This window comes from Flagellimonas algarum (genome assembly GCF_040513375.1).
Taxonomy (GTDB): Bacteria; Bacteroidota; Bacteroidia; order Flavobacteriales; family Flavobacteriaceae; genus Flagellimonas_B; species Flagellimonas_B algarum.
In genome coordinates, this window is sequence record NZ_JBEVTG010000011.1 from 1 (window position 1) to 1987 (window position 1987).

1 protein-coding gene is annotated in these 1987 nt (G+C 54.2%); it reads left to right on the plus strand.

Annotated elements, in window-relative coordinates; genetic code table 11:
- Window positions 1-1987: beta strand repeat-containing protein (locus ABV409_RS16660; protein ID WP_353878760.1), on the plus strand; the 1987-nt coding region annotated here is incomplete at both ends.

The window sequence follows — 1987 nt, forward strand, 5'->3', positions numbered from 1 at the left end:
GGATGCCGACGCGACCAATGAAATCCAAGACCTTGGTCAAGTATTGACCGAAGGCAACGATGGAGGAGGAGCGGCCATTACGAACATCGCCGATCCGACCAATGCCCAAGATGCGGCCACCAAGGCTTATGTGGATGCCATTGCCGATGACGACATCACTGCCGCCAGCTTGGATGGTAGCAATGTGTTGACGATCAGTGAAGGAACTACGGATGTGACCGTAAACCTGTCTGCTTTGGTGAATGATGCCGATGCAGACCCAACGAACGAAATCCAGGATATCAGCACCGACGGTACCGCTGGGGACATCAGTTTGAGCAGCGGAAGCAATTTGACCTTGAACGTTGACGATGCGGATGCGGATGCAACGAACGAAATACAGGATGCCGATGAAGTGGCCATCACCGACGCCGGGGGCAATTTCACCGGTACCGATGTAGAGGCCGCCTTGGCCGAATTAGCCGCTGGTAGCACCGACGACCAGACCGTTAGCACCGATGGTACTGCGGGTAACATCAGTATAGAAGATGGGAACAGCATCACCTTGAACGTAGACGATGCCGATGCCGACGCAACGAACGAAATACAGGACATCAGCACCGACGGCACCGCCGGGGACATCAGTTTGAGCAGCGGAAGCAATTTGACCTTGAACGTGGACGATGCCGATGCGGATGCCACGAACGAAATACAGGATGCCGATGAAGTGGCCATCACCGACGCCGGGGGCAATTTCACCGGTACCGATGTAGAGGCCGCTTTGGCCGAATTGGCCGCCGGTAGTACGGATGACCAAACGGTCAGCACCGATGGTACTGCGGGTAACATCAGTATCGAAGATGGGAACAGCATCACCTTGAACGTAAACGATGCCGATGCCGACGCGACCAATGAGATACAAGACCTTGGTGAAGTATTGACCGAAGGCAACGATGGCGGAGGAGCGGCCATTACGAACATCGCCGATCCGACCAATGCGCAAGATGCGGCCACCAAGGCCTATGTGGATGCCATTGCCGATGACGACATCACTGCCGCCAGTTTGGATGGTAGCAACGTGTTGACGATCAGTGAAGGAACCACGGATGTAACGGTCAACCTATCGGCCCTTGTCGATGATGCGGATGCCGATGCAAGCAACGAGTTACAGACCATTTCACGCTCAGGTACCGATGTAACCTTGAGTGATGGGGGAGGTACGGTATCCATTGCGGATAACGATAATGACAGTAGCAACGAAATCCAGGATATCAGTACCGACGGCACCGCCGGTGACATCAGTTTGAGCAGCGGAAGCAGCTTGACTTTGAATGTAAACGATGCCGATGCGGATGCCACGAACGAAATACAGGATGCCGATGAAGTAGCCATCACCGACGCCGGGGGCAATTTCACCGGTACCGATGTAGAGGCAGCTTTGGCCGAATTGGCCGCCGGTAGTACAGATGACCAAACGGTCAGCACTGATGGTACAGCGGGTAACATCAGCATTGAAGATGGAAACAGCATCACCTTGAACGTCAACGATGCCGATGCCGATGCGACGAACGAATTACAGGATATCAGCACCGACGGTACCGCCGGTGACATCAGCTTGAGCAGCGGAAGCAATTTGACCTTAAACGTTGATGATGCTGATGCCGACGCTACCAATGAGATTCAAGACCTTGGTGAAGTACTGACCGAAGGCAACGATGGAGGGGGAGCGGCCATTACGAACATCGCCGATCCGACCAATGCCCAAGACGCGGCCACCAAGGCCTATGTGGATGCCATTGCCGATGACGACATCACTGCCGCCAGTTTGGATGGCAGCAATGTATTGACGATCAGTGAAGGAACCACGGATGTAACGGTCAACCTTTCAGCTTTGGTTGATGATGCGGATGCCGATGCCACCAACGAAATCCAGGATATCAGCACCGACGGCACCGCCGGTGACATCAGTTTGAGCAGTGGAAGTAGCTTGACTTTGAACGTAAACGAC